Here is a 26,166-nt window from a genome sequence, read left to right on the forward strand (position 1 = left end):
ATAACCTTAAAATGAATAAATTCATCAAAACCATCATCGGTTTTTCTTTAAAACATAAGTACTTTATCTTTTTTACCACCTTTATTTTGGTGCTGGCAGGCTATTTAAGTTTCAAAAAAACTACGATTGAGGCTTTCCCCGATGTGACCAATACTAGCGTCACCATTATTACGCAGTGGCCCGGACGGAGTGCAGAAGAAGTAGAGAAATTTGTAACCCGCCCCTTGGAAATCGCTATGAATCCAACTGAAAAGCGGACTAGCATTCGTTCTTCTTCTCTATTTGGCCTATCTATTGTAAAAGTGACTTTTGAAGACGAAATAGATTATGCTTTTGCGAGGGTTCAAATTAATAACCATATCGCTGAGGCTGATTTGCCCGATGGCATACAACCAGAAGTACAACCTCCTTATGGACCCACGGGGGAAATTTTCAGGTATACACTCACAAGTGATAAAAAATCGGTTAGGGAACTCAAAACTATTCAGGATTGGACCATTGAAAGGGAGTTACTTTCAGTGGCGGGCGTAGCCGATGTAGTGAGCTTTGGCGGAGAAGTGAAAACCTATCAGATTACGGTAGATCCGCAAAAAGCCATACAGTATAATATCAGCGCCACAGAACTATTTGAAGCGGTTTCTAAAAGTAACATTAACGTAGGTGGCGATGTAATTGTACAAGCTGGTCAGGCCTATGTAGTACGCGGTATTGGTGTACTTAACAACATCGAAGAGATCAAAAATGTGGTAGTCGACAACCACAACGGCACGCCTATCTATGTAAAAACCATTGCGGAAGTTACAGAATCGGCGCTGCCACGTTTAGGTCAAGTTGGTAGAGACTTAGATCCAGACGTAGTGCAAGGTATTGTGGTAATGCGAAAAGGCGAAAATCCAAGTGAGGTAATTAAACGATTGAAGGTGAAAATCAATGAGATAAATGATCATATTTTACCGGATGATGTTAAAATAAAATCGTTTTACGATAGAGAAGACTTGGTGAATTTTGCGACGCATACTGTGATGGGTAATATGTTCGAGGGCATTTTGTTTGTTACTGTTATCGTTTTTCTTTTCATGGCCGATTGGCGAACTACATTAATCGTATCGTTAGTTATTCCCTTAGCACTACTATTTGCATTTATCTGCCTTAAACTAAAAGGAATGTCGGCCAACCTGCTGTCTATGGGAGCCATTGATTTCGGGATCATTATTGACGGTGCAGTAGTGATGGTCGAGGGTATTTTTGTAGTGCTAGATCAAAAAGCAAAAGCGGTAGGAATGCAAAAGTTCAATCGCATTAGTAAATTAGGACTAATTAAAAAGGCATGTTTAGAAAACGGGAAAGGTATTTTCTTTGCCAAACTAATTATCATTACCGGATTGATGCCCATTTTTACTTTCGAAAAAGTAGAGGGTAAAATGTTTTCTCCTTTGGCTTGGACATTGAGTTTTGCCCTATTAGGAGCTTTGCTTTTAACCTTCACGTTAGTTCCCGCTATGGCAAGTCTATTACTGAAAAAGAACGTTAGAGAAAAACATAATTTCTTTCTAGAATTCCTCACTAAATATGTTTTAAAAGCCTACGATAAATGCTTCAAATACAAAAAAATAGCTTTTATTACTTCAATAGTAATTTTAGTTAGTGGTGTAGCAAGTTTTAAATTTCTAGGAAGCGAATTTTTGCCTAATCTAGATGAAGGGTCGATTTATGTGAGAGCTACAGGTCCTTTAAGTATCTCGTTAGATGAAACGAAAAAGCTCTCTAACGAAATGCGCAAAATCTTCTTAAGTTTTGATGAAGTGAAACAAGTGCTGTCGCAAACGGGCCGACCAAATGACGGTACTGATGCCACTGGCTTTTATAACATGGAATTTCATGTTGACATCTACCCTCGCAAACAATGGAAACGAAAGCAAACCAAAGAACAGCTGATTGAACGGATGCAAGAGAAGTTAAAAGCATTCCCAGGAATTAGTTTGAATTTTTCGCAACCCATTTCTGATAATGTGGAAGAGGCTGTTTCGGGCGTAAAAGGCTCCATCGTAGTTAAATTGTTTGGAGATGATTTTGAGTTTGTTGAACAGCAAGAAGAGAAGATCTACGATATTTTAAAAACGGTTGACGGCATAGAAGATCTGGGAATTTTAAGAAATCTTGGCCAGCCTGAACTGCAAATTGATTTAAGTCAGCGTAAAATGGGGCTTTTTGGAGTAAGCACAGCTGATGCCAATGCCGTAGTTGAAATGGCCATTGGAGGCAAAGCAGCAACGCAAATTTATGAAGGAGAGAAGAAATTTGATTTGATTATCCGTTATCCTGAAGACTTCAGGAATGATGAAACGGCCATCGGAAATTTACGTGTACCAACCATTTCAGGTGCGAAAGTACCATTGAATGAGATTGCGAGAATAAAGAAAATTACCGGTCCTAGTATGATTTACAGAGATAAGCACCACCGTTATGGCGCAATTAAATTCTCTATCCGTGGGCGGGACATGGGAAGCGTGATTAGCGAGGCCCAACAAAAAGTTAACGCTGCCATTAAATTACCAAAGCCATACCGTTTAGAATGGGCAGGAGACTTCGAAAATCAGCAGCGAGCAAGCAAACAGCTTTCTCAAGCAGTTCCTATTAGTTTATTATTGATTTTCTTTATCCTGTTCATTTTATTCGGCAATGCTAAAGATGCCCTTCTTGTGCTCAACAACGTGCCATTCGCTATGATTGGTGGCATATTTGCATTGTTAATCACGGGAATCAACTTCAATATTTCAGCGGGAATTGGTTTTATTGCTCTATTTGGGATATGTGTACAAAACGGCGTTATTTTAATCACAAAGTTCAAAAGCAATATAGTTGAATTAAAACATCATCAAACTTGGACCTTTGCTGACGCAGTGAAAGACGGGATGGCTAGCCGTATGCGGCCTGTGATCATGACGGCATTAATGGCTGCAATTGGCTTATTGCCCGCTGCGGTTTCCACTGGAATTGGATCTGAAGCATCAAAACCTTTAGCAGTAGTAGTAATTGGTGGTTTAATTACGAACACACTATTCAATTTATTTGTTTATCCCATTGTATTTTATTGGAGTTACGGCAAAAAAGTTAAACAACTAAATCAGCCAGTTTAAACGACTTTTTTTTAAAAATGACTTAGAAAGTAAAAAGTTTTGATTTCAATCATTTCTATAATCAACTACATTTCACATATTTGTGCAAACAACAATAACATGAAAAAATTAACCTTGCTCACATTATTTGTAGCGTTTACATTTGCTGCCAACGCACAAAAAACACCAGTAAAAATCACCAAAGTAGAAAAAAAGAATGCAGAAATTTCCTGTGGCGAATGTATGTTCAAAATGGAGGGAAAAGGCTGCAACTTAGCAGTTAAAATTGACGGCGTGGGATATTTTGTAGATGGACGTAAAATTGATGACTTCGGCGATGCCCATGCAGAAGATGGTTTTTGTAATGCGGTTAGAAAAGCGGTGGTAAGCGGAGAAATCGTTGACGGAAGGTTTAAAGCTACATCAATGCAATTAATTGAAAGCAAGAAAGTTAAAAAACCAACACATAAATAGCTAAGCTATTTATACAAAGGTAGTTCCTTAGTATCTTCAATTATTTTCTCATAGAAAACTACACTTTCTTTGCCAAATCTAGGATATTCTCTAAACCCTTTCCTTACATCATTTGGATAATATGCTATAAAAAACACGTTATTTACAGCGTCCGGTAAAATTTTAACCTCCAAAGTAGTATCTAAAGGTTTTGCTGGCAGATCTATATTTTTATAATTCACATAAACAGCAAGTCTTTCGGCATCGGTTTTTAATACTTTAAGATTAAACTTCATCAAGTTCATTTCGATAACATTAACTATCAGATTGTTCTCTACTCCTGGATTAAGTTTATAGGTGTAAGCCTCACCACTACGATTTACATAATTCTCATCATCTTCTATTGCTACACTATAGCCAACATATTTTCCATCCGAAACAAAAGCTGTTTTGAAACTTCCATTCGCATCCGTCTTTGTTCTATGTACTTCATTATAGCATTGACGACTTCCATTATAAGGATTTATACTACAGCCTAATACAAGAACAGTGGCGTTAGCCAAGCGTTTATTTTTCACGCTATCAATTACATAGCCACGAATTGAAGTTTCTACACCCGGCTTGACTTTTTTACAACCGATAACAGCAGCGGTTATAATGAAAAAAAGCAAAAACAGAATGCGTTTCATGGTCAAAGGATTTACGTTAACAATTTTAAAGTTAAAAATATAACGCTGATAAAACATATTCTTATGGTTTTTATCTTTGCATCTGTGGCTAAAACGTATCTTTGCACTATGACAAAGTTATCGGTAAATATCAACAAAATTGCTACGTTGCGTAACAGCAGAGGCGGCAACAACCCTGATCTAGTAAAAGTTGCATTGGATTGCGAACGATTTGGTGCGCAAGGCATCACTGTTCACCCACGACCAGATGAACGTCATATTCGCTATCAAGATACTTTTGATTTAAAAGCTGTAATTGCTACAGAATTTAACATAGAAGGTAATTGCAAAGAGCAAAAATTTGTTGATTTGGTGCTGGCAAATCAACCAGCGCAAGTAACCTTGGTACCTGATGCCGAAGGTCAAATCACATCAAACCATGGCTGGGACACCATCAAACATCAGGATTACCTAAAGGAAATGGTAGCCGTATTTAAGAATGCTGGCATTAGGGTTTCTATTTTCGTAGATCCAATAGTTGAAATGGTTGCGGCTGCCCTATCTACTGGAACAGACAGAATAGAACTTTATACAGAAGCCTATGCGCAGCAATACACTAACAACAGAGAAAAAGCGATTGCGCCATATTTGGCCGCGGCACACAAAGCTAACGAGCTTGGCATAGGCATTAATGCTGGTCACGACCTGGACTTACACAACTTGAAATATTTTGCGCAAACCATTCCTGGCTTATTGGAGGTTTCTATTGGTCATGCGCTTATAAGTGATGCGCTTTATTTAGGGCTGGAGGAAACGATTAAACGTTATTTGGCACAACTTAATAAGTTATAAGTAGTACGTTAAGTTCTACGTTTTAAACGCCTCGTATTTTTCACATTAAACTTTTCATTTTTGACTTTAAAGGGTATTCTTCTCGTTTTACTCGGAGCTTGTAGCTTCGGTATTTTATCCACCTTTGTTAAATTGGCCTATGCTGAAGGCTATAGCTTGGGCGATGTAACAGGAACACAAGCTTTGTTTGGCGCTGTTTTATTGTGGTCAATCTATCTAATTCAAAGGAAAGTGCAACCTGTAGACCAGCCTAAACCGGTAATTAAAACGCACTGGATTAAATTGGTTGTGGCTGGCTTTTTCACTGGATTGGTTAGTTTGAGCTACTATCAATGCGTAAAGTTGATTCCGGCTTCAGTTGCCATTATTCTATTAATGCAGTTTGTATGGATTAGCGTTTTGCTGGAATTTATATTCTTTAAGAAAAGGCCGAGTCGTTCACAAGTTTTAGCGATAGCATTTATTTTAGTTGGCACAGTTGCGGCCAGTGGCTATTTTGAGCAAACAGGTACAACGTTAAGTTTGGCAGGCATTGGTTATGGCTTTATTGCAGCGCTTTGTTATGCGATATTTTTAATGCTCAACGGTAATTTAGGAAACGAATATCCGCCACTACAAAAAAGTGCATTGATGATAACTGGCGCATGTTTGTTGATCTTCATTGTCCTGCCTCCTTATTTTTTATTTAACGGAGCATTAGCTGGCAGTTTACTAAAGTGGGGCTTAATTTTAGCTGTATTTGGCACCGTCATCCCTCCATTGTGTTTTGCTTCTGGTATTCCGAAAATCGGTTTAACATTAAGTTCGATACTCAGCTCAGCAGAACTTCCGGTAGCAGTTAGCATGTCTGCCATTGTTTTGCACGAACAAGTAAACTTTTTGCGTTGGATTGGTGTTATCATCATTTTGGTGGCAATGATTATCCCAAATTTGGAAAATCTGAAGAAAGCGAATAGCTTTAGTAAAACTTAAAGCCCTCTCCGGCTACGCCATATTTCTATAAGGGAGAAAGAAGCAAGTAGCTTAAACAAAACGCTATGCTCTCCTTCTGGAGAGATGCCCAAAGGGCAGAGAGGAAAAATTTGATACCATAATTGATTATTTTATGAAAAAAACAATATTAATTGCACTAGTCACTTCTACCATTTTTGCTTGTAAAAATACCTCTACCATTAACACAGATGAGGCAGGTAGGGTAATTACTACCTACTTAAATGGTAACCCAGAATACAAAACCACTAAGTTTGAATTTGGCGAATTGAAGTTTAATAGTGAAAGAGAATATGCCGAACTGGCAAATTATCGCCAATTAGCTAAGGAAGGCTATATTACGCTTACCCTGTTGAGTGCAAAAAAGAAGTTTCTTTCTAAAGATAGCAGCTACGTTTATAGTGCTAAGCTTACCCAAAAAGCAAGTGAGTATGTGTTGCAGCAAAGCAACGAAAAAGCCACCGTTAAAGCAGTAATTTATGAACTTACCGAAGAAAAACCCGTAGATTTTTCCAAAGTAAACGATGCCACCGCTAAAGTAACGGTATCATTAAAGAAAACTAATACGCCTTTCGCTGCGTTTCAAAAAAATCCGGAGGAAAATAGTGAGTTTTTAACGAAAACTTACCGTTTAAAATATGATAAAGAAGAAGGTTGGAAAGTGAGGAAATAGATGAGGGATTAAAGCTTCCATCGAAGAATTGCAATTTTACCTAACATTTTTATGCGATTGCTATAATGGCAGCAGAAATACTTTTGTTTTCTTATGCTGTTATCCTTAATGATAGTGAAGGATTTGAAATTTATACATTAAATAATAGATTCCTCCTAACGTCGGAATGACAGGAACCAAAAGCAAAAAGATTGCAGTGTATAGCGGGCATTAGATGTACGGTGAAAAACCAAATCTGCTCTTACGCTCTTTCCGCTCTTTGGAGTTTGCAATTCCGAAGCAGTATCATCGGATTTGTAATACGAACAGTTGGTATAGTCAATCTCTATCAATTGGAATTAAAAATTCCGTGATAAGTAGTTCGACATACCGAACAGCTTTGTTAAAGTGCAGACTTTATTTTATTCTCTGCGTACTTTGCGAGGCTTTCAAAACTTTGCGGTTAATCTTAGTTGAAATTTTACCGCAAAGTACACTGAGATTACGCAAAGATCAGCGAACAGCATTATTACATCGCAGTATCATCGGATTTGTAATACGAACAGTTGGTATAGTCAACCTCTACCAAATGGAATTAAAAATTTGGTAATAAGTAGTTCGACGTTACAAATATCGAACAGCTTTGTTAAAGTGCAGACTTTATTTTATTCTCTGCGTACTTTGCGAGGCTTTCAAAACTTTGCGGTTAATCTTAGTTGAAATTTTACCGCAAAGTACACGGAGATTGCGCAAAGATCAGCGAACAGTTTTCTGCTCTTCAGCGCTTGCAACTCCGAAGCAGTATCGTCGGATTTGTAATCCGAACAGTTGGTATAGTCAATCTCTAGCAATTGGAATTAAAAATTCCGTGATAAGTAGTTCGACGTTATAAATATCGAACAGTATAAATATCGAACAGCTAAGCTTTTTCCCGCTAAATAATGTATTAGCTCTTGTAACATTTTAGCACTAGAACTTGTAAGCTAAACCTGATAGCAACGGATCCCGATTTTAACCTTCTAATGACGTTTGTAATGATATGCTTTCCTTTTGCATAGGTTTTATCGGGAGAAGTGGATAGCAGGACTGCGTGTACCTATCAAAAACCAAAACCTGCTTTTCAAAAACCAAGCTATTTTCTACAAAAACCATAGAATTTATCAGCACTAATATGACTTTTTATTAAGGATTTGTTACGAAAATATCTCCTTTTAAATACTTACCTTTGCGGCATTAAAAATGCTAGCATTCCATGAGCTTAAACATCCATTACCAAGAGAACTTCAAAGACCGCCATATTGCGCCAAATGAGGCCGATACTGAGGCAATGTTACAAACTGTAGGAGTAAATTCAATAGACGAATTAATTGAGCAAACTATTCCTGCAAGTATCAGATTAAAACAAGGCTTAAACCTGCCGGAAGCGAAATCTGAAGTAGATTACTTAAACAATCTTAAACAAACAGCATCTTTAAACAAAGTTTTCAAATCATTTATCGGCCAAGGATATTATGATACCATTACTCCTGGCGTTATTTTGCGTAACGTTTTTGAAAACCCGGGATGGTACACGCAATACACGCCTTACCAAGCTGAAATTGCACAAGGCCGTTTACAGGCACTATTGAATTTCCAAACCATGGTTATTGACCTCACAGGAATGGAAATTGCTAATGCTTCTTTATTGGATGAGGGTACTGCTGCTGCAGAAGCCATGTTTATGCAATACAGTTTGCGCAAAAAAGAACAAGGGAATAAATACTTTGTTTCTGAAGCAATCTTCGCTCAAACTATCGATATCTTAAAAACTAGAGCTAATCCTTTCGGCATTGAATTAGTAATCGGTAACCACGAAACTTTTGAGCCTACTGCTGAATTTTTCGGTGCTATTGTACAATATCCAGCTGCTAACGGTGAAGTTTACAACTATAGCAACTTTGCAAACGCCTTACACGCTCAAAATGTAAAGCTAACTGTAATTGCAGATTTGCTTAGCCTAACACTATTAACGCCTCCGGGCGAATGGGGCGCTGATGTGGTAGTTGGTACAACGCAACGTTTTGGAATTCCAATGGGATTTGGCGGGCCTCATGCGGCATTTTTTGCTACTAAAGACGAGTACAAACGTTCTATCCCAGGTCGTATTATTGGAGTTACCATTGATAGCAATAATAACTATGCTTTGCGTATGGCATTGCAAACTCGTGAGCAGCATATCCGTAGGGATAAAGCTACTTCAAACATTTGTACAGCACAGGCTTTGTTAGCTATTATGGCTGGTTTTTATGCAGCTTACCACGGACCAAAAGGCTTAAAATTAATTGCTGAGCGTGTTCACGGTTTAACAGTTTCATTGGCAGAATCTTTAAAAGCTATTGGCTATAAAGTAAGTAATCAAGCTTATTTTGATACCATTGAAGTGGAGCTTGGCGACTTAAAGGGCGCTATCCATAAAGATTGCTTGGACAACAACATCAACTTGAATTACAAAGGTGAAAAAGCTACCATCTCTTTAGATGAAACTACCAACTTCGCTGATGTAAGTTTGCTAGTTCGCATTTTCTCCAAAGTGAAAGCTATCGCTACTGATAGCGTAGTAGTTATTGATGAAGTAAGCACCACTATCCCAACTGATTTACAACGTACTTCTGAATATTTAACACATCCTGTATTCAATTCGCACCATTCAGAACATGAAATGTTGCGCTATATCAAGTCATTAGAAACTAAAGATTTATCTCTTTGTCACTCGATGATAGCTTTAGGTTCATGCACCATGAAACTTAACGCTACTACTGAGATGATTCCAGTAACTTGGCCAGAGTTTGGTAAAATTCACCCTTTTGCACCAAGCGACCAAGTTTTAGGTTACTACACTATTTTCGATGAGCTAGATAAATGGTTAAGCGAAATCACTGGCTTTGCCGCAATGAGCCTACAGCCTAACGCAGGAGCTCAAGGTGAGTACGCTGGCTTAATGGTTATCAGAGCTTATCATCAGGATCGTGGTGATCACCACCGTAACATCGCATTAATTCCAGCTTCGGCTCACGGTACAAACCCTGCTTCGGCAGCTATGGCCGGAATGAAGATTGTTGTAGTAAAATCTACTGAAAAAGGCGAAATTGATGTAGAAGATTTGAAAGCAAAAGCAGCGGAGCATTCAGCTAACCTTTCTTGCTTAATGGTTACCTACCCTTCTACCCACGGTGTGTTCGAAGAAAGTATCATCGAAATCTGTAAAGTAATTCACGAGCACGGCGGACAAGTATACATGGACGGTGCCAACATGAACGCACAAGTAGGCTTAACTAGTCCGGCTAATATTGGTGCCGATGTTTGTCACTTGAACTTACACAAAACTTTCTGTATCCCTCATGGTGGCGGTGGTCCTGGTATGGGTCCAATTGGTGTGGCAGCACACTTGGTACCTTACTTACCTGGTCACGCTGTAGTAAATATCGATAAAGGAAAATCTATTCCAGCGGTATCTTCAGCTCCTTGGGGTTCGGCAAGTATTTTGTTAATTTCACATGCATACATTGCCATGATGGGCGGCGAAGGCTTAACCAACGCAACTAAATATGCCATCTTAAACGCCAACTACATGAAAGCTCGTTTGGAGCAACATTATCCAGTGTTATATGCTGGTGCAAATGGTCGTTGCGCACACGAGATGATTTTAGACTGCCGCGGTTTCAAAAACTTTGGTATCGAAGTGGTTGATATTGCTAAGCGTTTAATGGACTATGGTTTCCACGCTCCTACGGTTTCGTTCCCAGTTGCTGGAACTTTAATGGTTGAGCCTACAGAAAGTGAACCTAAACACGAGTTGGATCGTTTCTGCGACGCTTTAATTGCCATTAGAGGCGAAATTAGTGAAGTGGAAGCTGGAAGTTTAGATAAGGTGGATAACCCATTGAAAAATGCGCCACACACTGCTGCTGTAGTAACAGGAAACGATTGGGATCATGGTTATAGCCGTCAAACGGCTGCATTCCCGCTGCCTTACGTAGCTGCTTACAAATTCTGGCCTTCGGTAGGTAGAGTGAACGATAGTCATGGCGATAGATCTTTGATTTGCGCTTGCCCTCCATTGGAAAGCTATATCGAAGAAGAAGCAATGGCTTAAGAATTTACGATCGTAGATTTTAGATTTACGATGTTGCTTAACCACTGTCTAATCGACGATTTGTTATCCTTGTGGAAGAACCTCATAAAATCGTATAACAATAGCTCGAGCGAAAGTTCGGGCTATTTTTTTGTGTTCAGATTTGTAATTCCTCCTACGGTGTGTCATCCTGAGCTTGTCGAAGGATCTATTACAGCACCTTAATTCTTTTAGAAAAGCAAATACCGCATTCATTTTAACGTTAGCCCCGCTGTTCGCTACTATCTTTTTGTTGGCTATTGCCCTTCACTTTTGCAATGCCAAACCTTTCGAAGCGCTATGATCAACCATCTTTCGACAAGCTCAAGATGACAGCAGTGGGAGAACAAAAAGGATATCCGCTTCCATCTGGTTTATTTAACTTAAACCTTTGCAAAAAACAAACACCTAAGTATTGCATAAAAAAGACTTACGAAGTCTTTAAAACTTCGTAAGTCTAAAAATTGTTCAAAAAAAGTCTGAAATTAACTAAGGATAAAGCAAATACTTCTTCCTCATTTCTTTGTAAGCCTTTAAACCCGGCTCCCATCCTGCCCTTATGGTTTCAATAGGAACATCATCAATGATTTGCTGTCTGAAATCGCCTCTACCGATTTGTATTTCGATATTGTTCATTTGGTTACTAAACTTCGACTCAAAGAATTGTTCTTTTTTAGGATGTGCCTTGTAAAGTTCTTTTATCCACTCAAAGTTGATTTTCTTGCTTTTTCTTAATTTCTCTGTATCGTAATTGCGTAAATCAATACCATAACACACTTCATCCATAAAAATTGGACTTTCAGCCATGCCCTTGATGCTTTTAGGAGTGAAACTAAAACTATAAATCCCCTTGTAAGCAGGACTGCCCAACACAGTAAAAGGATTATATGTTCCCCTACCATGGTTCACATAAACACCTTCGAACATACAAACACTAGGGTAAAGCAAAATCGCCTGTTGCGTATTCAAATTTGGTGACGGCGGCACGGGCAAGGTGTAAGGCATGTCGTGGTTGTAATTCGCAACTTTAATGATCTTTAAATCTGCCTTAACCTTGTTAGTCAGCCAACCCTCGCCATTTGCCATTTGAGCAAACTCTGCAACCGTTAATCCATGCGACATTGGAATTGGGAACATGCCAATGCCTGATTTATACTTCATATCTAATATTGGCCCATCAACTAAATAGCCGTTTGGATTAGGTCTATCTAAAATCAATAATGTTTTATTATTGGCTTCGCAAGCTTCCATTAAACGAGACAAGGCATTGATATTGGTATAAAAACGAACTCCTACATCCTGTAAATCGTACACTAGAATATCTACATCTTTCAAATCTTCGTTGCTAGGTTTATTTTTTTTCCCGTATAAAGAAATGATAGGAATTCCAGTACGCTGATCAATCTCGTCTGAAACCCTGGCACCTGCACTTGCATTACCTCTAAAGCCATGTTCCGGGCCAAATACTTTTACAATGTTTATCCCGAGCTTCTGCAAACTATCCACCAAGTGCGTTTTACCGATAATGGTTGTTTGATTAGCCATGATAGCTACCCGTTTTCCTTTAAGCAAAGGCAAGTAAAGTTCTGTTTGGTCGGCACCGGTTTTTATTTTTGAAGCCGCACTATTGGTATTGGCATTAATTTTTAGAGAGCACGAGCATAAAAGCAAGACAACAGCTAGCAAAGAGAAAATTTTCATCGTTATTGGTTTTGATAGCTAAAGATAGCTAAATAAATTTTACGCAAAGCGGAACGTCGCAAAACTGTTATCTATTAACGAATGTACTTATTTCAAGCTTACCCAGCCTATAGTATTATCGGCGGTGGTTACAAGCTGGAAATTATCGAAGTTTCCAAGTACCGTCACCGTTTGACCAACTGGCAAACTTGCCTTAATGCCTGCAGCTAAATTGGGGCTGTCATACAAAGTTTGGGAATTAGCCTCTACTTTACGGGTTGTTAATGGTTTTGTCGCTATCAGGAGACTAGCACTTACGTAGCCAATTTTACCATCTGGTAATTCTATTTTATACTGATTTCCTGATGCAGCCAACACCCTAGCTATGGTGTGTTGCTTCAAGTTAACCGAAGTTTCCTTCTGTTGATTATCAATAAACTTAACTGTACTTTTTAAAGTTCTTAAGGTAATATTCAATTTGGAGATATCGCTACTAATTTTCGGCGTAGGCGCAATTGTTGGATCAATAAACGGCAGTGGATCAATTGCTCCACCGCTAGTATAAAGCCCGAAATGCAAGTGTGGTGGCGTTGTCTTCGCATTTCCAGTATTCCCCATCAAACCCAAAGTATCACCTAATGCCACTTCGCTTCCTTCAGTGGCAATTTGTTCATCTAAATGTGCATAATAAAGGGTGTAGTCTTTACCTTTTGGCCTAAACCAAACTACTCTACCGCCTAAGTTATTTTCGTTCACCCTAGTTACCGTTCCATCAGCTACCGCTAAAACAGGGGTTCTAAAACTCGAAAAAATATCAACGCCCTCATGTTTGCGTGTACCATTATCCCGACCAACGCCATAAAAACTCTGAATTTGCTTTCTGCTGGTATTCTTTAACGGGAAGGCCAAAGATGGTCCAACATTTAGTTCCAAGGTATAAGATCCAGAAACCAACAACTCTGGCTGTAGGCGCAGTAAGTAGATTCCGCTACGTTTTGCTTCCAATTGTAAACTTGCTCCTGAACTATCTGCAAAAGCAAGCTTTTTGAACTCGCCATTTTCTTTTTGCTCCCAAATATCCATGTAAATTGCAAAGCCACTAACGGACTGCGTACTTAAGTTTGCAGTGAGCTTTTGACCACGCTCCAAATTAAAGTTAAATGCAGCACCTTCAATTTTCTCAGCCGCAAAGTATCCCATTTCCTTGTAAGGCAACTTGATCAGTTTGGCCTCATTAAGCAAAGATTTTGATTTGCTAATCCAACGCTGCCCCATGGTATTTTTATCCAATCCTGCGCTAATCAGTTTGTTTTCGTATTGCTCATGCGGTGATGCTGATTTAATTAAGCTAAAAGGTCCACTTTTACAAGCGCTTAAACAAGCAACTAAAATCAATAAATATAAGCTAATCCTCATATCTAGCTAGTTAACACAACATCAAATAAATTAGGTAATATCGAAATATCCCAAGTATGAAATTTGGTTTCTTTCAACTCGTCATCTACATGCAAATCCTTACATGTAACAGATAGCTTTAAATGAGTAACAGCAACCGGTTTTATTGGAAAAATAGGCTTCTTCCCTGCAATAATTTCTTCAAAATACTTGATAAGCTGTGGACGCTGATTTTCTTTAACCATTATAAGTTCCAGCTTACCATCGCCAGGATTCGCATTTTTAGCCAATTCTAATTTCGGTCCTAATCGAGAGATATTAAGCAGTTCTAGCAAGAGGAATTTTCCAGAAATCTCTTTACCGTCATTAATTAAAGTAGCCTCAAACGCCTCGTAATGTTTACTTAAATGAAGCAGCGCGTTGTGTGCTTGCCGCACTTCATCCTCAGGATCTTCAGCGGGAGTTCGGGCTTGTTCATCCATCCATTTTACTAATGCTGGAAACAATCCAAATCCAAAAGATTCTATAAAATACTCTTCATCTTTTTTAGTTCTCGCTAATCCAACATCTAGTTTTTGCAGTTTCTCTTTACGCCAGGCATCTACATTTAACTTTAAATTCTCTTCTATTTTTAAAGAACTCGCAATGTTATTCGCAGTACCTAAAGGTAAAATTGCAATTGGACGTTTGTATTTAATCTTCTTATCCAGCAGCGCAATTATCGACTTTCTCACGGTGCCATCACCACCAGCAACAACAATCAACTTGCTCTCTACTGCTACTTTTTTGAGTATCTTCTTTTTTGATGAGCCATAATATACTTTATAACCTGCTGCTTCTAGCAACTCCGTAAGATGTTCTGCTTCATGCTCTTTAGCACCTGCTGTAGGATTATGAACAAGTTCTATTTTAGTTGGTTCAATTTTCATAGCGAAATATCTATTTTCATTTCTTGTCAACAATAACAGGCTTCCAATAGTTTTTAAGATATCACCAAAAAATATGGAGCATGAATATTTTAATCACTAATGATGACGGCATTTACAGTCCAGGGATAGCCGCTTTAGCACAAACTGCATCTAAATTTGGTACGGTAAGAATTGTTGCTCCCGACGTGGAGCAATCATCTATGGGACATGCAATTACACACTCCAGACCCCTCACCTATAAAAAATCACCCATTACTTTTGAAGGAATGGAAGCATTTAGGGTGAACGGCACTCCTGCAGACTGTGTAGCTTTGGGTTTACATCTTTACCCTGACACTCAAGTGGTATTATCAGGTATTAATATGGGACCAAATTTAGGTAACTCTATGTGGCACTCTGGTACCTTAGCCGCTGCAAAACAAGCTGTTTTATTGGGCGTTAAAGGTATCGCATTAAGCACTCCAGTAGGTAAAACAGAACCAGATTTTGATTTATTAGCGCCATTTGTTGCGCAAAGCCTGCAATTGCTATTCAAAACTGATGAGCCTGCATTATACAACGTCAACTTTCCTCAACAGCCTACTTCCATCAAATGGACTAGGCAGTCGGTAAGTTTATACGATGGCACGGTGATACCTAGCGAAGATCCGATGGGTAGAAGAAATTTTTGGATTTCGGTAAAATCATTAGATCCAGCCGAAGAAAACAGCGACAGATGGGCAATTGAAAATAACTTCGTATCTATCACACCACTTAGATTAGACCTCACTGACGAAAAACGATTAAGAGAGGAAGCTGAAGGTTAATAAATTGCCAGCTATCTGCTCCAATTGATTATTGGCAATTGATAATTGATTATTGGTCATTGATCATTGGTTATTGGTTATTGGTTATTGTAAGTTTTTCAATTTTATTATTTGACACCAGAGCAACATAGGATTGATACGCAATTAGCAATTTTGATTTTACTTAAAATAAAAATGATGAATATAGAAAATAAAGTTGCCTACATAACAGGAGGCACAAAAGGTATTGGTTTTGGAATTGCCAAATCACTTTTAGCAGCGGGTTTAAAAGTCGCCATTTCGGGCAGGAATTTAGCCGATGTAGAAAAAGCAAAAGCCGAATTAGGTAGCGAAAATGTATTGGCACTGGCGTCCGACGTACGCCACTATACCGATGAAGAAAACGCTGTTAAAGAAATCATTGCAAAATTTGGTAAATTAGATATCGTGATTGCCAATGCAGGTTTAGGAAAATTTGCACCGATAGATCAGCTAAGCTTGGAAGATTGGAATGCAATGATTGACACCAACTTAACCGGAGTTTTTCATACCTTAAAAGCGAGTGTTGAACAGCTGAAGGCTAATAAAGGATATTACTTTTCCATTGCGAGCTTAGCTGGAACTAACTTTTTTGCTAACGGTGCTGGCTACAACGCCTCAAAGTTTGGTGTTGTAGGATTTACCCAAGCAGCAATGTTAGATTTGAGAGAATATGACGTGAAAACCACTACCATCATGCCGGGCTCGGTTACCTCCCACTTTAATGAACATCAGCCAAATGACGCTGATGGTTGGAAAATACAACCTGAAGATTTAGGACAGATGATTGTAGACTTGCTCAAGTTAAACTCAAACGTTTTGCCTTCTAAAATTGAAGTTAGACCAACTAGGACTAAATAATTTTTTAGCGGTTGGCTTAGGTCAACCGCTAGAAATTACTTATAAACAGACCTTGCACTTACATTATCATTTGTAGGTCAACGTATTGCCACTGATAAAAATATATTATCAACAGCACTCCAACAACGGCAATATTTTCTTACCTTTGTATCCCGTACAAAAAGCAACAAAATGTATTTGTTGCACCAAAAATTCATCCATGACTAAGTATATTTTTGTTACGGGCGGTGTTACTTCCTCATTAGGTAAGGGCATCATCTCCGCATCTTTAGCTAAACTTTTACAAGCCAGAGGTTACCGCGTAACCATTCAAAAGTTCGACCCTTATATCAATATTGATCCAGGAACCTTGAACCCTTATGAGCACGGTGAGTGTTTTGTTACTGAAGATGGTGCAGAAACAGATTTAGACTTAGGTCACTACGAACGCTTTTTGAACGTACCTACTTCTCAAGCAAACAATATTACTACTGGTCGTATTTACCAAAATGTAATTAACAAAGAGCGTCAGGGAGAATTTTTAGGGAAAACAGTACAGGTTGTACCTCATATTACCGATGAGATTAAACGCAACATGCGTATTTTGGGCGAAAGCGGCGAATACGATATTGTAATCACCGAAATTGGTGGTACTGTTGGCGATATCGAATCATTACCATTTGTTGAAGCTGTGCGACAGTTCAAGTGGGAAGAAGGTAGCAACAATGCATTGGTTATTCACTTAACCTTAGTGCCCTATTTAGCTGCAGCTGGCGAGTTAAAAACTAAACCTACTCAACACTCTGTTAAAGCATTATTAGAGTATGGCATCCAGCCAGATATCTTAGTTTGTAGAACAGAACACCATATCAGTCAGGACATTAGAAGAAAAATTGCATTATTTTGTAACGTTAACATCAATGCAGTAATCGAATCAATGGATGCATCAACAATTTATGATGTACCGTTATTGATGTACAAAGAGCAATTAGACAAAACCGTTTTAAGCAAATTGAAGCTTCCGACAAAGGCAGAGCCGGATATGGAAAGCTGGAAAGATTTCTTAGGACGTTTGAAAAATCCTACTTCCGAAGTAAGATTAGGTCTAGTAGGTAAATACGTTGAGCTTCCTGATGCTTATAAGTCTATCACAGAAGCATTTATACACGCCGGCGCCAAAAACGAATGTAAAGTAAGAGTGGAATATATTCCGTCTGAAAGCATTTATCCAGACAATGTAAAGGAAAAATTAGGACATTTAGATGGTGTATTGGTTGCGCCAGGTTTCGGTAGTCGTGGTATTGAAGGAAAAATTGATGCCATTAAATACGTTAGAGAAAACAATGTGCCTTTCTTCGGCATTTGTTTAGGAATGCAATGTTGCGTAATTGAGTTTGGTAGAAATGTTTTAGGATTGAAAGATGCTAACACTACCGAAATCGACGAAAATGCGCCTCATCCAGTAATTAACATGATGGAAGAGCAAAAAAGCATTACTACTAAAGGTGGTACAATGCGTTTGGGCGCTTATCCATGCGATCTTAAAAAAGGCACAAAAGCTTTTGCTGCTTATGGAAAACAGCATATTTCTGAGCGTCACCGTCATCGCTATGAATTCAACAACGAATACTTAGCACGATATGAGGAAGCTGGAATGATTGCTTCTGGTATCAATCCAGAGAGCAAATTGGTTGAAATTGTTGAGCTTAAAAATCATCCATTTTTCGTTGGTGGACAATTTCACCCAGAATTAAAATCAACAGTTGCTAATCCTCACCCACTTTTTATTAAATTTGTCGCCGCTGCAATGGAGCATGCGAAAAAGAAAACGATTTAAAACGCAGTATAACAACTAATGGATAGAAATACTTTCACGGGTCTGTTCCTGATCATGATCATATTGGCAGGCGGCGTGTTCTTTATGAGACCTTCTGAAGCAGAGGTAAAAAAAGAACAACAAGTTCAAGACTCGATTAAAAATGCAGGAAAAAAACCTGCAGCCACTCAACAAAGCGTAGTAGCAAACGTACCTAAAGCGGTGGATTCCGCTGCTTTGAAAGGCCCTTTTGGTGCTAACATGACAGGTACAGAACAAACTACCGTAATTGAAAATGAAAATTTGAAGATTACCCTGAGCAACCTTGGTGGTAAAATTCAATCTGTAGAAATTAAAAACCAAAAAACTTACGGTAAAAAGCCTTTGATTTTATTCGATGGTGATCAAAATAAGTTTGGATTTAACTTCAACATCAACGGAAAACCGTTCAACACTAACAATCTTTATTTCACTGCTACAAAAACGGCTAATGGAGCAACCATGCGTGCCAACTACAGTGAAAATCAGTACATTGATTTTACTTATAGCATTCCAGCAAATGGGTACAATGTAGATTTCAATGTGAACGTAAACGGTTTAAATCAGGTAGTTCAAGGTAATACTATCTCCTTAAATTGGGAAGCTACGCTATTGCAGCAAGAAAAAGATGCTAAAAAAGAACAAGAACATTCAGGACCTTATTTCAAATACGAAAAAGAAAACCCTGATCACTTGAACTTACACAAAGATGAGAAGAAAGAATTAACGGAGGGAAAAATCGAATGGTTTTCATTCAAACAACACTTCTTCTCTGCAGTTTTAATACCTACCACACCGTTTGAAAAAGGCGATTTAGAAATAAAAACATTAACTGAGCCTGGAAAAATTAAATGGTACAATGCGAATATGCAGCTAGCATTTAATCAGCAGCCAACTCAAAACTACGGCTTCAAATTCTACTTTGGAACCAACAAGTTTAGCGTTTTAAAAGAGCAAGGTCACGAGATTGAAAAACAGGTTGATTTGGGTTATTGGCCACTTAAATACATCAATAGATTTGTGGTACTTCCAGTATTTAACTTGCTAGAAGGCTTTAACTGGGGATATGGATTAATCATTTTAGTGTTAACTATCCTACTTAAACTAGCGATGTCGCCATTAACCTACAAATCGTATGTTTCGATGGCTAAAATGAGGGTTTTAAAACCTGAAATGGATGAAATCAAAGCTAAAGTTGGAGAAGACAACCCTACCCTTTTACAACAAGAATATCTGAAGTTATACAAACAAGTAGGTGTAAATCCTCTTGGTGGTTGTTTGCCAATGTTACTTCAATTACCATTTGTAATGGCATTCTTCTTCTTCTTCCCTAACCTTTTCGAACTAAGAGGAGAAAGTTTCCTTTGGATGAAAGACTTATCTACTTATGATGATTTCATTAAGTTTGGTTTTACTGTTCCTTTCATTGGCGACCACTTGAGCTTAATGTGTATTTTGATGACGGTTTCGACGTTAATTTATACTTACTTTAACAACCAAATTTCTGGTGCTACAGGTCAAATGAAATACATTGGTTACATTATGCCAATCATCTTTTTAGGTGTATTAAATAGCTACCCATCAGGATTAAACTACTATTATTTCCTAGCTAACATGTTGACATTCTTGCAACAGTTCCTTATTAGAAAGATGGTTGATGATACGAAGATACATGCCATTTTGCAGGAAAATAAAGCGAAACCGAAAGTAGAAAAAAAGAAATCAGGATTTCAAGCTCGTTTAGAAGATTACATGCGTCAACAACAACAGCAAGCTAATCAGAAGAAAAAATAGCAACAACAAAACAAAACAATAATAAGAAGCACCAGAAATGGTGCTTTTTTTTTTTGCCATAGATGCACGAATATTTCGCAATAAACTTCCTCGTTGCGTGATAGTGCGCATTCTTAAACAACGCTTTATTCTTAGCGATACAGGGTTGCCTCTCCGAAATATCGAATCAGGCTGTGCCTCGCAGTGAAGATTTGAAAACCCCATTCACAAATAGATATTGTAAAATTTCTCTTAACATTTGCTTTAAGATGGTTTTATCAGCATTTTTAGGAACAATTTAAATCAAACTACTTAAATATTTATAATAACGACATGCAAAAGAAACTCATTTTGTTTTTTGTGCTGCTTAGCGGCGCCGTTTTTGCTCAAAAAAAACCACTAGACCACAGTGTTTACGACTCGTGGCAATCGGTAGGTAGCAAACAACTTTCAAGCAACGGCCTTTGGGCTAATTTCATCGTCAATGTACAAGAGGGTGATGGCAATTTATACTTCCAAGAAACAGCGCCTACCAACCGTAAATTGAAAGTAAACAGAGGAACTGACGCCAGCTTTAGTCCAGACTCGAAATTTGCTGCGTTAGCAATAAAGCCGCTTTTTAAAGATGTTAGAACCGCTAAAATCAAAAAGAAAAAGCCAGACGAAATGACAAAAGACTCTTTGGCTATTGTCAATTTAACTACATTGAGCGTTACCAAGATTCCAAGAATCAAATCATTCACTTTTCCAGAAAAAGGTGTAGCCATAATTGCATATCAATTCGAAAAACCATTAGATACTTCAAAAAAATCGAGGCCTACATCGGCTATGCCTGAAAAAAACGACAGTGATTTTTTTGCGGATGAACCAGCTGCTGGTAGTGCTGCAAGTAAAGAGGGAACTGATTTAGTGGTTAAAAACTTAATTACCGGAGTTGAAAAAACCTATAAATACGTTACTGAATATGCTTTCAGTAAAAATGGAAAGCTATTAGCTTTTGCTTGCTCGGGTTCCAAAAAAGACGCAACCGTTAAACCTGGCGTGTTTTTGCTGAATACCGAAAAATGGACTTTAAAAAATCTAGTAAAAGAAAAAGGAAACTTCAAAAGTTTTGTATTTGATGAAGATGGCGACCACTTGGCGTTTTTAGGTGAAACAGACCCTGAAAAAAAGGAGATCAAAGACTATAACGTTTATTACAACTCGCTTACGCTAGATACTGCGCAAATTTTAGTAGACAACGAAATCGCAGGAATGCCAGCTAAACTTGTGGTAAGTGCTGATGGTAGACTGAATTTTAGCAAAGATGGCACCAAATTATTTTTTGGTATTGCTCCTGTTAAATTACCAAAAGACACCACTCTAGTGGATTTCGAAAATGCGAAAGTAGATATTTGGGGTTATAAAGATGATTATCTACAAACCGTTCAGCTTAAAAACGTAGAGCGTGAACAACGTAGAAGCTATTTAACCGTAATTGATATTTTTAGCGCCGATCCTAAAATTGTTCCTTTAACTGATGTGAAGTTGCCTGACGCATCTCTACTTAATGAAGGCGATGCACCATATGTTTTAGCATCCACTGATTTCGGCAATCGTATTGCAAGTCAATGGACAGGAGGTACTAAAAGAGACTATTACTTAGTTGACGTTAAGAATGGTAGCCGTAAAAAGATCATTGAAGGCTTAAATGGAAATGTGATGGCTTCACCTAGCGGCCAGTACATTTTGTATTTCAATAGAGAGAACAGTAATTGGTATACCTACCAAGTAGCTACCGGAAAAATAACTTGGTTAAACAATGGCTTGTCGGTAAAATTTGCCGATGAAGAGAACGACGTACCTGATTTTGCTGGTAGTTACGGCGTAGCTGGTTGGACGGAAGATGATAAGTCTGTTTTAATATACGATCGTTACGATATTTGGGCTTTTTCTCCAGACGGCAAATCGGCACCAAAAAATGTAACCATCGGTTTTGGTCGTTCAAACAATTTCACCTTACGTGTTGAACGAGTAAGCATTGGTGAAGAGCGTTTACTTGGTAGAGGTGGACGTGGCAATGGTGACGACAAGTACTTTAAAAAGAATGAAGTGCTGCTTTTAGATGCCTTTAATAATACCACCAAAGAGAATGGCTTTTTCCGCAAAGCGATTAACGATAACAAATTGCCTGAGCAAATTCTCATGGAGAAAGCTAAGTTTTCATCGGTAGTTAAAGCTGATGGCGCTGAAATGTATATTTATGATAAGGGAAGTTACATCAATTCGCCAGATGTTTATTTGACTAAAGACTTTAAAACTAGCACTAAAATTAGCAATACCAACCCTCAGCAGGCCAACTATAATTGGGGCACTAGCGAGTTGGTAAAATGGACTACACCAAAAGGATATAAATCTGAAGGAATTTTATACAAACCTGAAAATTTCGATCCTAATAAAAAATACCCGATGATTGTTTATTTCTATGAGAAACTTTCTGAAGGTTTATACAGTTATCAGGCACCAGCTCCTACTCCATCACGCTTAAACATTCCATATTTTGTAAGCAATGGCTATTTGGTTTTCACACCGGATATCAGCTACGAAACCGGACATCCAGGAAAATCTGCAGAAGAATTTATCAATTCAGGCGTAGAATATTTGAAGAAAAATGCTTGGGTTGACGGCACTAAAATCGGTATTCAAGGTCAAAGCTGGGGCGGCTATCAAGTTGCTCACTTAATCACAGCCACTAACATGTATGCTGCTGCCTGGGCTGGCGCACCAGTAGTGAATATGACATCTGCTTATGGTGGCATCCGTTGGGAAAGTGGAATGAACCGACAGTTTCAATATGAAAAAACGCAAAGTAGAATTGGAGCAACTTTATGGGAAAAACCAGAGTTATATATCGAGAACTCACCTTTGTTCAACTTCCCTAAAGTAAACACACCAGTGGTTGTTATGGCTAACGATGCTGATGGTGCAGTGCCATGGTATCAAGGGATTGAGATGTTCACCGGTTTAAGACGTTTAGGTAAACCAGTTTGGTTATTGAACTACAACAATGAAGCACACAATTTAGTGCAGCGCCAAAACAGAAAGGATATCCAAATTCGTGAACAGCAATTTTTTGACTATTATCTTAAAGGTGCTAAAGCTCCTGCTTGGATGGTAAACGGAATTCCTGCTACCGAAAAAGGTAAAACTTGGGGTTTTGAACTAACTGACGAAAAACCTTAGTCAGTTTGAATTAAAGTTTCCAATTAGCCGCTAACATATTTTAGTTAGCGGTTAACATATTAAATCGTCATTGCAAGAAAAGAAGCAATCTCTCTAAAATGAAAGGTTAATTCTCTACTCGCAATGACGATTTTTATTTAATTTCGATCTCAATGGATATCAAATCAATTCTAGCTCATTATTCTGCGTTTGAAGAAAAAACGCTAAGTAACCGGTTTTTCAAGCACAAAGACATTATTCGTTTAATCACTCGATTATCTCTTGAATTTAATGTTGAACAACTTGGAATTTCTGTAAAGGGAAAAAGCATTAACGCTATAAAATGGGGAAAAGGCGAAACTAAAGTGATGCTTTGGAGCCAAATGCATGGCGACGAAGCAACAGGTACAATGGCGTTATTTGATTTATTTAATTTTTTGCAAAAAGAAAATGAAATTGTAAACCTATTGAATGAAAGTTGCGAATTGCTTATCATTCCGATGGTAAATCCAGATGGTGCTGAAATGTTTACCAGAAGAAACGCACAACAAATTGATATCAATAGAGATTTTCTGCAAACCGTTACACCCGAGGCAAAAATTTTACGACAAGCTAGGGAAAATTTCAATCCCCATTTCGGCTTCAACCTGCATGATCAAACTACTTTATGGAGTGTTGATGGTACGTTAAAACCTGCTACACTTTCTTATTTAGCGCCAGCTTTTGATAAAGCTGTTTCAATTAACGATGTACGTAAAAACGCAATGCTTGTAATTGCTGATATCTATCAGGACTTGAACGAATTATTACCACAGCAGATTGGTTTATTTGATGATGAATATGAACCACGGGCTTTTGGCGATAACTTTCAAAACGCAGGAACTTCGACCATTTTAATAGAAGCTGGTGGTTACCATAACGATCCAGAGAAACAAAAAATACGCCAATACTACTTTGCTTCTATCCTATCTGGTTTAGCTTCAATTGCTCAAAAAAGCTACACATCACAACGTATTGAACATTATTTGTCCATTCCAAAAAATACCAAGCAAATATTTCATATCCTTATCCATAATGTGATTTTAAATGGAATTGACGTCAGCGTTGGTATTAACTATGATGAATGTCCAAATTCAGATGGGTGCAGCACTTATAAAACTTATAGCATCCAAGATATTGGAGATTTAAGCTTTTGCGAAGCCTACGCTACTTACGAAGCAAAAAACCACACGCTGAAAGGAGAAATCGCCTTTAACAAACTGGCAAATTTTAGTTTAGTGATGGATAGCGTAACATTAGTATCGTTCGAAAACGGCAATTTAATTGAATGAAAGCTGTGAAAGTGCCACATTCGAAATTATTGAAAACCATAGTTATGCAGAAAAATATATCATTCTATGTAATAAAATACCGCAAAAACACTAAATTCAACGCACAAACAAATACAAACAAATGGCATTAAGTAGAATTTGGTCTGCATTTATTATAGTAGCAATTGTTGTAGCCGCAATAAAGTGTTTCTTTTTTGGTCAAACAGAAATATTTAGCTGGATGGTGATAGGCAAAGCTGACGACCCGGCTAATCTAACTAAAGTTGATGGCGTAATACAAACTTGCTGGAATGCAGTAGAGATGTGTCTTAAACTTATTGGTATCCTGGCATTTTTCATGGGCTTGATGAGCATAGCTGAAAAAGCCGGCGGTATCCGCTTGCTCTCTAAAATTGTTGGCCCTTTTTTTTCTCGACTTTTTCCTGAAGTACCTAAAGGGCATCCAGCCACGGGTCATATGGTGATGAATTTTTCTGCAAATTTGCTTGGATTAGATAACGCCGCTACTCCTTTTGGTTTAAAGGCCATGGAAAGTTTGCAGGAGCTTAACCCTAATAAATCGGTTGCTAGCAATTCGCAAATTATGTTCCTATGCCTGCATGCAGCGGGTTTAAGTTTAATTCCTGTAAGTGTAATTGCACTTAGAGCTTCGTCGAACGCTAGCGATCCTACAGATATTTTTATCCCTTGTTTAATCGTAACTTTCGTAGGTACGTTAACCGCTATGCTGATTGTTTCTCTAAAACAAAAAATTAACTTACTCCAGCCAGTAATTTTGGGTTGGATATTAAGCATAAGTACGGTTATTGCCTTATTGGTATGGTACATCACTTCACTTAATCCAAAGGATATCGCGTCGTTTTCAGGTACGTTGAGCAGCGGTGTCATTTTGTTTATCGTACTAGCCATTTTACTAGGAGGAGTCTATAAAAAAATCGATGTATTTGATGCTTTTGTTGATGGCGCTAAAGGAGGTTTTGAGACAGCTGTTAAAATCATCCCTTATTTGGTAGGCATGCTCGTTGCCATTAGCATGTTACGCACCAGTGGAACTTTTGATGTTGTGATCTTAGGAATTAAAAACTTCTTTGCATTTTTAGGAGCCGATACTCGTTTTGTTGAAGCCTTACCAACTGCATTGATTCGACCATTGAGTGGCGGTGGCGCCCGTGGAATGATGGTGGACACGATGACGGCCTATGGCCCTGACTCGTTTGCGAGCAAACTCTCTGGAGTGTTTCAAGGTGCTGCTGATACTACTTTTTATGTTATCGCAGTTTATTTTGGTTCTGTGTCCGTTAAAAATACGAGATATGCCGTAGGTACCATGTTGCTAGCAGATTTAGCTGGCGTTTGTACTGCTATCGGATTGGCGTATTTATTTTTTGGAAACAGTTAGGATGGCATATTAGAAAACATAAAAAAAACCGCATCAATTTAAATGATGCGGTTTTTTT

At 38.2% G+C, this 26,166-nt stretch carries 17 protein-coding genes; 13 read left to right on the forward strand and 4 right to left on the reverse strand.

Annotation, left to right across the window (positions count from 1 at the left end; genetic code table 11):
• The first annotated feature begins 11 nt into the window (after positions 1–11).
• Together ACY2A0_RS18230 and ACY2A0_RS18235 are read left to right on the forward strand one after the other, a co-directional pair.
• Complete coding sequence (locus ACY2A0_RS18230; RefSeq protein WP_461790807.1) at positions 12–3,137, forward strand: efflux RND transporter permease subunit; 3,126 nt, start codon at positions 12–14, stop codon at positions 3,135–3,137.
• 99 nt (positions 3,138–3,236) lie between these two features.
• Positions 3,237–3,590, forward strand: a complete 354-nt coding sequence (locus ACY2A0_RS18235; RefSeq protein WP_461790808.1) for a DUF6370 family protein — start codon at positions 3,237–3,239, stop codon at positions 3,588–3,590.
• 5 nt (positions 3,591–3,595) lie between these two features.
• Here the strand turns inward: ACY2A0_RS18235 and ACY2A0_RS18240 are convergent, their stop codons facing one another.
• A complete protein-coding gene (locus ACY2A0_RS18240; protein WP_461791726.1) occupies positions 3,596–4,258 on the reverse strand; it encodes a carboxypeptidase-like regulatory domain-containing protein in 663 nt (220 codons plus the stop codon).
• 108 nt (positions 4,259–4,366) lie between these two features.
• Between ACY2A0_RS18240 and ACY2A0_RS18245 the strand changes: the two genes are divergently transcribed.
• From ACY2A0_RS18245 to gcvP, 4 genes are all read left to right on the forward strand, one after another.
• The gene (locus tag ACY2A0_RS18245) at positions 4,367–5,089 is read left to right on the forward strand and encodes a pyridoxine 5'-phosphate synthase (RefSeq protein WP_461790811.1); all 723 of its coding nucleotides are present in this window, start codon (positions 4,367–4,369) and stop codon (positions 5,087–5,089) included.
• A gap of 60 nt (positions 5,090–5,149) precedes the next feature.
• Positions 5,150–6,061, forward strand: coding sequence for an EamA family transporter (locus ACY2A0_RS18250; RefSeq protein ID WP_461790812.1), 912 nt, complete (start codon positions 5,150–5,152; stop codon positions 6,059–6,061).
• A 133-nt stretch (positions 6,062–6,194) separates the two neighbouring features.
• Positions 6,195–6,752, forward strand: a complete 558-nt coding sequence (locus ACY2A0_RS18255; RefSeq protein ID WP_461790813.1) for a hypothetical protein — start codon at positions 6,195–6,197, stop codon at positions 6,750–6,752.
• A gap of 1,231 nt (positions 6,753–7,983) precedes the next feature.
• The gene (gene gcvP / locus ACY2A0_RS18260) at positions 7,984–10,863 is read left to right on the forward strand and encodes an aminomethyl-transferring glycine dehydrogenase (RefSeq protein ID WP_461790814.1); all 2,880 of its coding nucleotides are present in this window, start codon (positions 7,984–7,986) and stop codon (positions 10,861–10,863) included.
• Between the two features lie 507 nt (positions 10,864–11,370).
• On the opposite strand, the gene ACY2A0_RS18265 is transcribed toward gcvP, so the two are convergent.
• The 3 genes from ACY2A0_RS18265 to ACY2A0_RS18275 all read right to left on the reverse strand — a co-directional run bounded on the left by ACY2A0_RS18265 (position 11,371) and on the right by ACY2A0_RS18275 (position 14,885).
• Positions 11,371–12,582 carry an exo-beta-N-acetylmuramidase NamZ family protein gene (locus ACY2A0_RS18265; protein ID WP_461790815.1) on the reverse strand — a complete coding sequence of 404 codons (1,212 nt, stop codon included), beginning with the start codon at positions 12,580–12,582 and terminating at the stop codon, positions 11,371–11,373.
• Positions 12,583–12,669: 87 nt separating this feature from the next.
• Positions 12,670–13,977, reverse strand: a complete 1,308-nt coding sequence (locus ACY2A0_RS18270) for a peptidoglycan DD-metalloendopeptidase family protein (RefSeq protein WP_461790816.1) — start codon at positions 13,975–13,977, stop codon at positions 12,670–12,672.
• 2 nt (positions 13,978–13,979) lie between these two features.
• On the reverse strand, positions 13,980–14,885 hold the full coding sequence (locus ACY2A0_RS18275; RefSeq protein ID WP_461790817.1) for a diacylglycerol/lipid kinase family protein: 906 nt from the start codon (positions 14,883–14,885) through the stop codon (positions 13,980–13,982).
• Positions 14,886–14,965: 80 nt separating this feature from the next.
• Here ACY2A0_RS18275 and surE point away from each other — a divergent pair, with 80 nt between their 5' ends.
• From surE to ACY2A0_RS18310, 7 genes are all read left to right on the forward strand, one after another.
• Complete coding sequence (surE, locus tag ACY2A0_RS18280) at positions 14,966–15,691, forward strand: 5'/3'-nucleotidase SurE (RefSeq protein WP_461790818.1); 726 nt, start codon at positions 14,966–14,968, stop codon at positions 15,689–15,691.
• 174 nt (positions 15,692–15,865) lie between these two features.
• Positions 15,866–16,570, forward strand: coding sequence for an SDR family oxidoreductase (locus tag ACY2A0_RS18285; protein ID WP_461790819.1), 705 nt, complete (start codon positions 15,866–15,868; stop codon positions 16,568–16,570).
• 199 nt (positions 16,571–16,769) lie between these two features.
• Positions 16,770–18,386 carry a CTP synthase gene (locus ACY2A0_RS18290; protein ID WP_461790820.1) on the forward strand — a complete coding sequence of 539 codons (1,617 nt, stop codon included), beginning with the start codon at positions 16,770–16,772 and terminating at the stop codon, positions 18,384–18,386.
• Between the two features lie 18 nt (positions 18,387–18,404).
• Positions 18,405–20,198 carry a membrane protein insertase YidC gene (yidC, locus tag ACY2A0_RS18295; RefSeq protein ID WP_461790821.1) on the forward strand — a complete coding sequence of 598 codons (1,794 nt, stop codon included), beginning with the start codon at positions 18,405–18,407 and terminating at the stop codon, positions 20,196–20,198.
• Positions 20,199–20,510: 312 nt separating this feature from the next.
• On the forward strand, positions 20,511–23,399 hold the full coding sequence (locus ACY2A0_RS18300) for a S9 family peptidase (RefSeq protein WP_461791727.1): 2,889 nt from the start codon (positions 20,511–20,513) through the stop codon (positions 23,397–23,399).
• A 152-nt stretch (positions 23,400–23,551) separates the two neighbouring features.
• Complete coding sequence (locus tag ACY2A0_RS18305; RefSeq protein WP_461790823.1) at positions 23,552–24,709, forward strand: M14 family zinc carboxypeptidase; 1,158 nt, start codon at positions 23,552–23,554, stop codon at positions 24,707–24,709.
• A 121-nt stretch (positions 24,710–24,830) separates the two neighbouring features.
• Complete coding sequence (locus tag ACY2A0_RS18310) at positions 24,831–26,108, forward strand: nucleoside recognition domain-containing protein (protein ID WP_461790824.1); 1,278 nt, start codon at positions 24,831–24,833, stop codon at positions 26,106–26,108.
• The last annotated feature ends 58 nt before the right edge of the window (positions 26,109–26,166 follow it).

The sequence above is a fragment of the Pedobacter sp. genome (genome assembly GCF_965249885.1).
Lineage (GTDB): Bacteria > Bacteroidota > Bacteroidia > Sphingobacteriales > Sphingobacteriaceae > Pedobacter.

Bases quoted from the DNA above. Each gene is read 5' to 3' on its own strand.
- ACY2A0_RS18230 (WP_461790807.1), top strand. From the start codon at position 12: ATGAATAAATTCATCAAAACCATCATCGGTTTTTCTTTAAAACATAAG.
- ACY2A0_RS18235 (WP_461790808.1), top strand. From the start codon at position 3,237: ATGAAAAAATTAACCTTGCTCACATTATTTGTAGCGTTTACATTTGCT.
- ACY2A0_RS18240 (WP_461791726.1), bottom strand. From the start codon at position 4,258: ATGAAACGCATTCTGTTTTTGCTTTTTTTCATTATAACCGCTGCTGTT.
- ACY2A0_RS18245 (WP_461790811.1), top strand. From the start codon at position 4,367: ATGACAAAGTTATCGGTAAATATCAACAAAATTGCTACGTTGCGTAAC.
- ACY2A0_RS18255 (WP_461790813.1), top strand. From the start codon at position 6,195: ATGAAAAAAACAATATTAATTGCACTAGTCACTTCTACCATTTTTGCT.
- gcvP (WP_461790814.1), top strand. From the start codon at position 7,984: ATGAGCTTAAACATCCATTACCAAGAGAACTTCAAAGACCGCCATATT.
- ACY2A0_RS18265 (WP_461790815.1), bottom strand. From the start codon at position 12,582: ATGAAAATTTTCTCTTTGCTAGCTGTTGTCTTGCTTTTATGCTCGTGC.
- ACY2A0_RS18270 (WP_461790816.1), bottom strand. From the start codon at position 13,977: ATGAGGATTAGCTTATATTTATTGATTTTAGTTGCTTGTTTAAGCGCT.
- ACY2A0_RS18275 (WP_461790817.1), bottom strand. From the start codon at position 14,885: ATGAAAATTGAACCAACTAAAATAGAACTTGTTCATAATCCTACAGCA.
- surE (WP_461790818.1), top strand. From the start codon at position 14,966: ATGAATATTTTAATCACTAATGATGACGGCATTTACAGTCCAGGGATA.
- ACY2A0_RS18285 (WP_461790819.1), top strand. From the start codon at position 15,866: ATGATGAATATAGAAAATAAAGTTGCCTACATAACAGGAGGCACAAAA.
- ACY2A0_RS18290 (WP_461790820.1), top strand. From the start codon at position 16,770: ATGACTAAGTATATTTTTGTTACGGGCGGTGTTACTTCCTCATTAGGT.
- yidC (WP_461790821.1), top strand. From the start codon at position 18,405: ATGGATAGAAATACTTTCACGGGTCTGTTCCTGATCATGATCATATTG.
- ACY2A0_RS18300 (WP_461791727.1), top strand. From the start codon at position 20,511: ATGCAAAAGAAACTCATTTTGTTTTTTGTGCTGCTTAGCGGCGCCGTT.
- ACY2A0_RS18305 (WP_461790823.1), top strand. From the start codon at position 23,552: ATGGATATCAAATCAATTCTAGCTCATTATTCTGCGTTTGAAGAAAAA.
- ACY2A0_RS18310 (WP_461790824.1), top strand. From the start codon at position 24,831: ATGGCATTAAGTAGAATTTGGTCTGCATTTATTATAGTAGCAATTGTT.